We start from the raw sequence: 7,307 nt of genomic DNA on the forward strand, positions 1-7,307 counted from the left end.
CTCCTTGTGTCCCACAACAGTCTGCCATAAGCGAGTAGCCAACTGCCTAATTGGATTAGGTAACGCCTTGTCGGGAGGCTCGGAGAGCCCGGCTGGCGGGTCCTGGACGACCTCACCGGCGGCTCGGACGACGCGGAGCCCGACCTGGGGGCGCAGCGCCGGCTGGCGCGGCGGCTGGTGGCGCTGCAGTCCGCCCACGAGATCGCCGAGGAGCGGGTCGTCTGGCGGCCGTGCGCCGGCTGTGCGAGGACGGGGAGGCGCTGGTGGAGACGGCGCTGGCGCAGGAGCACGAGGCCAAGCGGGCCCTGAACGAGCTGGCCCGTGTCTCGCCCGGCGGGCAGGAGTTCACCGAGTGCGTGAACACGGTGGCCGGGCTGGACCGGGGCCACTTCAGCTACGAGGAGACGCAGATCTGGCCCCGCCTGGACGACCGGCTCACGGCGCGGGACGCGGCGCTGCTGGCACGCCGGTGGGAGACCGTCCGCAGGCGGGCCCCGACCCGGCCGCATCCCCATCTGCCCGCCCGGAGGTCCTCGGCACGGTGGGCGGGGCGGCCGCCGTCCTGGACCGCGCCAGGGACCGGATCCCGGGACGGTGACGACCCGGCCGGGCCCGTGGGCGTCAGGGGGGCAGGGAGTCACTCGGTGGCGCGCAGCCGTTCGGCGTTCAGGGCGTCCACCGCCGCCCGTGCGCTGCCGACGGTGACGTAGTCGACCGCGATGAAGTTGACCGGCCGGCCGCGCTCCTGCTCGCACCGGTGGGCACGGTCGAGGATCCGTTCGCGGGAGTTGACCACGCCGGCGCCCAGTCGCCTTCCGCCGCCCGCGGTGACGAAGTGGTTGAGCAGGAACAGCCGCTTGTCCGTGCCGCCCCGGTTCGGCAGGCAGGTCATGGTGTCGGGGCTGTGGACGGCGAACGGGGTCTCCATGCCGTAGCGGTAGAAGTTGCGGTACCAGGGCGCGGGGCCGTCCGCCTTCTCGGCGAAGACGACCAGCCGACGGCCGCTGTCGATCATCGTGCCGAGCCTGGGCCACGGCTTGTCCGGGTCGTCGTCGGGTTCGAACAGCAGGTCCGTCAGCCCGGCCTGCGCGAAGGCGCGCGCGGTCTCGTACGGTCCGATGCCGTCCTGGATGATGAGGGTGACGACCTCCGTGGGGTGGGTCCGCAGCCATTCCCCGATCCGGTGCAGCGTGGGCACCAGCTCGATGGCGCCGGCGCCGCACGCGGAGTGGCACAGCCACCACCCCGGCCGGGGAGGGTTCGCGCGGGCCAGGGCCCGGGTGAGCTGGGCGCGCAGGGCCGGTGAGAAGTCGGAGTCGCTGAGCCGGTCGGCGAGTTCCTCGGGCGTCTCCCAGTGGTGGGTGTCGAGCAGCAGGGTCCGCACCCCGGCGTTCAGCTGGCCTACGACGTCCGGGTCCTGGAGGGGGCCGATGAACCGGTCCGCCGTGGTGGCCATCGCGTTGTGCGACGCCAGCTGGGCGATCTCGTCGTACCGGGCCTGGCACAGCCGGGCGCTGCCCTGGCAGACCCGCGGGGCGGCCCCGGCGAGCGTCACCGGGGCGAGGTTCATGCCGGTGAGGGCGATCGCGGAGGCGAGGGCGGTCAGGGCCAGCCCCCGGCGGTTCTCGGCCCGGACCGCCACCCGGGGCCGGGTCTGCCACACCCAGCTCACGGTGACCAGCAGCGCTCCCGCGGCCAGCAGACTCAGCGCGACCACGCTCGCGATGGTCAGCACCCGGTTCACCGCCGTCACCTGGAGGTCCTCGGCCAGCCGTGCGACCGAGGGGGACCACGACCCGGGTGAGACGAGCAGTCCGTCGCCGCCGATCGCCAGCCGCAGCAGGAGCACCTCCACGGCGGTCAGGCAGGCCGTGGCGGTCAGGGCCCAGCCCAGCGGCATCAGCCGCTGGGCGAGGGGTCGGGGCGGGAAGAGGCGGGTGGGGAGCCACAGCAGCAGGATCAGCGAGGCCGCACCGAGTCCGGCCGCCGCCGGCTCCACCACCTCACCGAGGTACCGGGTGACGGCCCGGGTCCGCTCCACCGGGGCGAGGACGTCACCGGCCGGGTCGAGGTCGGCGGTGATGACCCAGGTGCCCCCGCCGGCCTCCCGGAACAGGTCGACGGCGGCCGTGCGGGTGCGGTCCGAGAGGGCGACCGGGGCGACGGTGGCGAGGGCGGAGGCCACGTCGCCGTCGTCGAGGGCGCTCTCCACCTCCGGCCGCAGCCGCGTCCGTTCGTCCTGCGGCACCAGCCGCAGCAGAGCGGTGGTGGCCGCCACGGCCTGGTCGTCGGACAGTGCCAGGGTCGGCAGTCCCTCGTCCGGGACCTTCCCGGCGACCAGGGCGGAGGCGGCCCGGGCCAGCCGGTCGACGAACGCCTCGAAGTCGGGCTCGGACCGCTGCTGCACCGAGGCGACGGCGTCGGCGAAGTAGATCCGGCTGAGCGTCTCGACGTTGTCCACGAGGGGCTGGAGGTCGATGGTCAGCAGCAGCCTGTCCCGGTCGCCCGCCAGGTAGCGGACCATCTCGGCGATCTGCCGCTCGGTCATCGCCCGCAGCGTCTCCGGGGGGATCACGACCTTGACGTTCGCCGTCACCGTGGACCGGGTCACGGGCAGCCGGCCCAGCAGGTCGTCGGTGAGGCGGGCGTTGTGCGGGTCGACCAGCACCTCGTCGTAGAACCGCTTGTAGGCGTGCTCGTCGTCGAGGACGCTCCCGTAGAAGCCGGGACTGAGCACGGTGGCCCGCGCGACGGCCGACGCGGCGAGCGCGGTCAGGCTCAGCACCGCCACGGCCCAGGCCAGCGGGCCCAGCCACCGCAAGGGGTGGGCCGGTGGTCCGGATGCCCGGTCGTCTTCGGCCATGGCCTGCGTCTTCCCTGTCTTCGCCCGGGAAATCCGCCCGTTCCCGCGACATCCTCTGACTGCGGTATGCCCCGCTTCGGCCCGGATCAGCCCGAGCCGGCCGAAGACGTCGCAGCAGCACGCCAGGAGTTCGGGCGGGACCGGCGCCGGCCGGGGCGGCGGGCCTCCCTCACACCACCGGACGAACAGACCTACCGGACGGTATGCTCGGGGTGCCCGCGCCCGCTCCGGGGGCGCCGACTCCTGTGAAGGGGGTGTTCCGTGGCCGTCGACCCCACGGGCGCCGATCTCAAGCGCCTGCTCGCCGAGGACCCCGGTGGACCGGTGGTCATGCTCAACCTGCTGCGTTTCGCGCCGGACGGGCGTGCCTCGTACCAGGAGTACGCCCGGCACCTGGAGCAGACCTTCCTGCCGCGGTACGGCGGGCAGGTGCTGTACGCCGGCTCCGGGGACAGCGCGCTCGTCGCGGAGGACGGCCAGGCCTGGGACGCGGTGATCCTGGTGCGCTATCCCAGCCGGGAGGCGTTCAGCCGGATGGTGGCCGATCCCGAGTACCGGGCCGTCACCGAGCTGCGCACCCGCGCGCTCACGGAGGCCGTCCTGCAGCCCACGACGCAGTGGCGGCCGAGCGGCCCGCCCGCGTAGCGTCCGTCTGCCGGGGCCCGCCGGCCCCGGCACGCCTGTCACCCGAGGGGCGCCGTTTGCGCGGGCGGGCACGGGTGACTCAGCCCGGTGTGGACGAGCCGCGCGTGAGATGCACCGCTCTCGCGAATCGCCTCCTGCGCCTGCTGCGCCGCGCGGGCGGCCGACTCGTCGCGCACCCTCTGGTCCGGCGCGGCCGTGACCTGGAGCTGATGCACCGGGCCCTCGGCTTCGCCACCCTGGCACTGGTCACGCTGGCGCCGTTGCTGATCGTGGTGGCGGCCGCCGACCCCCTGGGCCGCGGTGGCTTCGCCCTCTGGCTGGCGGACGGCATGGGGGTGTCCGGGAAGTCGGCGCGGGCCCTGGCCGGGGTCATCACCCCGCCGCGCGATCTGGTCGGCACGACCGGTGTCTGGGGTTTCGTCGCCCTGGCGATCTTCGGTGTGGGGCTGAGCGCCGCCGTGCAGAACGGCTACGAGCGGATCTGGAACCTGCCGCCCGGGCCGTGGCACGGTGTCTGGCGGCAGGCCACCTGGCTGGCGGTGCTGACCGGGTACCTGTACCAGGAGGTGCAGACCCGCGGTGTGCTGGACGGTCCGCAGCGCATCACCCTCTCGACGACCACGGGTGTCCTGTTCTTCTGGTGGGGCCAGCGGTTCCTGCTGGGCGGCCAGGTCCGCTGGCGCCGGCTGCTGCCCGGGGCGATCGCCACCATGGTCGGTCTGGTGGGGCTGCGGGGATTCTCCTACCTGGTCTTCACCCCGCTCCTCATCGACAACGCGATCGCCTACGGCGCGGTCGGCATCGTGCTCGTCGTGGAGTCGTGGCTGATCGGCGTGGGGTTCGTGGTCTTCGGCGGTGCGCTCTTCGGGCGCTGGCTGTCCGAACACCACCTCCACCGGCACGAGGAGCGCTGAGACCGCCGGCGGCGGGGCGGTCCCGGGCTCCGGAAGCCGGTCAGTCCCCGGCGGGGGGTTCTCCGCAGACGGGCTGCGCCCCGTCGTACGCCCGGGCGGCACCGCACAGGGCGGCCGCCGGGCGGATCGGGACGCCGTTGGCGCGCAGCACCTCGCGAACCTCCAGGATCAGCGGGAAGACCTCGTGGTTGCGGTCCTCGCCCTGCTCGTCCCAGGCCCGCTGCTCGGCCTCCACGGCCATGCGGTCCTCGGCGAAGACCCGCTCGGTGAACCGCCTGATGAGCGGCCAGGCCAGCTGGAGGACACCGGGAATCCGGGGCTTCTCGATCATGAGCAGGCCGTAGGCGTGGCAGGCGCGCTGCTCGGCGTCCTCGGGCACGTAGGCGGTCCACAGCCGGAACGCCGGGCGTTCGGCGTCCTGCGGCACCAGGTCGAGTGTCTGGTACGGGTACTCGGTGCGGATGGTCATCACATCGCGCGAGTCGTTCCCGCCCAGGCCCTCGCCGGCCAGCAGGCTCGCCCCGCGGTTGTGCTTGCCGCCCGCGTGGGTGAACAGGTACCGCGCCTCCACCGACTGCGCCTGCGTCCGGTGTCCCAGCAGTTCGGGGTGGAGCCTGCCCACGACGCCCCGGTGCAGGAACTGGTGGTTCATGTCGAGGAGGTTCTCGTGCATGAACGAGTAGTGGCAGCGCACGGTGCGGTCGAACGTCATCGTCCGGTACGCCGGTGAGTGGAACGCCGGCAGGTGCGGCAGCGGAGTGCCGGCGGCTCTCTCCGGCGCTCCGGGGAAGACGAACACCAGGCCGTACGCCTCGCGCACCGGGTACCCGCGCACGCCGCGGGGCGGTCGCCCGTCCCCCTTGGACAGGTACGGGATCTGCGAGATGCGGCCGTCGCCCCGGTAGGCCCACGCGTGGTAGCAGCAGCGCAGGGTGTCACCCTCCACCACGCCCATGCTCAGCGGCACCTGCCGGTGTGCGCACCGGTCCTCCAGCGCGTGGACGGCACCGCTCGCGCCGCGGTAGAGGGCGATGCGCTCCCCCGCGAACGCCGTCGCGACCACCCGCCCCCTGCGGACCCGCCGGGACAGCGCGACCGGGTACCAGTAGTCGGGGTTCGCCCCCACGCGTCGCAGGTCGGCGGTGCCGAAGCTCGGGGCGTGGCGGTCCCGGCCGGCGGGGCCGGCGCTCGCGTGCCCCTCGGGTTCGGTCTGGGTCATGCTTCTCCCTTCCACGGGGACGCCGTCACGGACGGTCACGCGTCGGGCCGGGCATCGGTGTGGCGAACGGAGCCTTGAGGGCTTCTCCCCCATCCTGGCCGCCTTCGGGGCCCGGAGTCCTGCGCAGCGCGCTCAGAGGGGTGAGTCTGCCGCCGCGCGCGGCCGGTGCCCCTCACGCGGAGTCACATCGCGCGGCCCCGCCAGGTGGTCGACGAGCTCAGCCAGGACGTGACCCGGCTGATGTCCGCGGAGGTGACGATCCCCACCAGGCGGCCGTCCTCCAGTACGAGGGCGCGGTGTGCGGCGTCCGCCTGCAACTCGGGCACGAGGCGGGCCAGCGGGTCGTCGGGCCGGGCGGTCGGCAGGTCGGCGATCGGTGTCATGACGCGGGCGACGGCGGTGGACGTCCGTTCCGCCCCGGGAACGGCGTCTGCGGCCTTCAGGGTCACCAGTCCCACCACGGTGCCCGCTCCGTCCCGGGTGCCCTCGGCGGTCCGCGCGGTGTTCCCGGCCTCCGCGGCCCCTGCGGTGTCCGCGTCCAGGACGGGGAACGCGGAGTGCCGGTAGCGGTAGCGCGGGTCGGTGAGGAACTCGGCGACCGTGGTCGCGGCCGGGACGGTCACCGGATCGGCGGACATGGCGTCCCTGACGGGGATGCCGCCCAGCACCTCGCGCAGCCGGGCCTGACCGCCTTCGGCCGTGGCCACCGCGGTGACGAACCAGCCGATGACCACCAGCCAGATGCCGCTGAAGACATCGCCGAGCAGCACGAGGTACAGGCCGGTGCCGACCAGCACCCAGCCCAGCAGGCGCCCCGCGGCCGTGGCCACGGTGGTGGCCCGCAGCAGACTCCCGGTCTTCCACCAGACGGCCGCCCGCAGCAGGCGGCCGCCGTCGAGCGGCGCCGCGGGCAGGGCGTTGAAGACGGCGAGGACGATGTTGATCCCCGCGAGCCAGGCCAGCGCGCCCACGGCGAGACCGCCCTCGGTGAACAGCGCCAGCAGCCCGGCCGCCAGGGCGAACAGCGCCCCCAGCACCAGGCTCACCAGGGGGCCCACGCCGGCGATGCGCAGTTCCGCGCCGGGGGTGGACGCCTCGCTCCGCAGCCGGGCGAGCCCGCCGAGGAGCCAGAGGGTGATGTCCTCGACGACCACTCCGTTGCGGCGGGCCACCAGGGCGTGGCTGATCTCGTGCGCCAGCAGCGACAGCAGGAAGAGCACCGCGGTGACCGCCGAGGCGAACCAGTACTGCCAGGTCGGCCGGTCCGGATAGGCGTCGCGCAGGCCCCCCTCGGCGAGCCCGACCAGGATGAGGACGAAGACGAGCAGGACACTCCAGTGCATCCCCACCCGGATGCCCGCCACACGGCCCGGCGAGAACGTCGCCCGCACACCGGCCACCTCCTCCCGGCCAGCGGGACACGAGGCTCGACGGAGCAGCGGGTGCGCCACCCGCGGCTCCCTTCGCGTTCGACCGACTACCCGGAATCGGGCCCCGCACTCGGGCGGGGTTCCTTCGTCACGGACGTCCGCGGCCGGTGATGCGGTCGCGCAGGCGGTCCCACGGGCCGGCGACCCTCGCCATCAGCTTGGTGCCGGTCGCGGAGCGCGGCGCCGCCGGACGGGGCCGGGTGGGGGCGAGAGGCCGGGTCTCCCGTGCCTTCGGC

The 7,307-nt window shown here is 74.1% G+C and carries 6 protein-coding genes; 3 read left to right on the top strand and 3 right to left on the bottom strand.

Features of this window, described 5'->3' with window-relative positions; genetic code table 11:
• The first annotated feature begins 230 nt into the window (after window positions 1–230).
• On the top strand, window positions 231–710 hold the full coding sequence (locus ACSLTV_RS30290) for a hypothetical protein (protein ID WP_435613247.1): 480 nt from the start codon (window positions 231–233) through the stop codon (window positions 708–710).
• Here ACSLTV_RS30290 and ACSLTV_RS30295 read toward each other — a convergent pair.
• On the bottom strand, window positions 638–2,863 hold the full coding sequence (locus tag ACSLTV_RS30295; RefSeq protein WP_435613248.1) for a hypothetical protein: 2,226 nt from the start codon (window positions 2,861–2,863) through the stop codon (window positions 638–640). The two genes, ACSLTV_RS30290 and ACSLTV_RS30295, sit on opposite strands and share 73 nt — an antisense overlap.
• Before the next feature lie 261 nt (window positions 2,864–3,124).
• On the opposite strand from ACSLTV_RS30295, the gene ACSLTV_RS30300 reads away from it, so the two are divergent.
• Complete coding sequence (locus ACSLTV_RS30300) at window positions 3,125–3,508, top strand: DUF1330 domain-containing protein (protein ID WP_432138147.1); 384 nt, start codon at window positions 3,125–3,127, stop codon at window positions 3,506–3,508.
• 104 nt (window positions 3,509–3,612) lie between these two features.
• On the top strand, window positions 3,613–4,422 hold the full coding sequence (locus tag ACSLTV_RS30305) for a ribonuclease BN (protein ID WP_432138146.1): 810 nt from the start codon (window positions 3,613–3,615) through the stop codon (window positions 4,420–4,422).
• Between the two features lie 40 nt (window positions 4,423–4,462).
• Here ACSLTV_RS30305 and ACSLTV_RS30310 read toward each other — a convergent pair whose 3' ends face one another.
• Window positions 4,463–5,641 (bottom strand): Rieske 2Fe-2S domain-containing protein, encoded by a 1,179-nt coding sequence (locus ACSLTV_RS30310; protein ID WP_432155280.1) that lies wholly within the window; start codon window positions 5,639–5,641, stop codon window positions 4,463–4,465.
• A gap of 182 nt (window positions 5,642–5,823) precedes the next feature.
• Window positions 5,824–7,032 (bottom strand): site-2 protease family protein, encoded by a 1,209-nt coding sequence (locus ACSLTV_RS30315; RefSeq protein WP_432155281.1) that lies wholly within the window; start codon window positions 7,030–7,032, stop codon window positions 5,824–5,826.
• Window positions 7,033–7,307 lie beyond the last annotated feature (275 nt).

Source organism: Streptomyces sp. bgisy159 (assembly GCF_965341775.1).
Classification (GTDB): domain Bacteria; phylum Actinomycetota; class Actinomycetes; order Streptomycetales; family Streptomycetaceae; genus Streptomyces.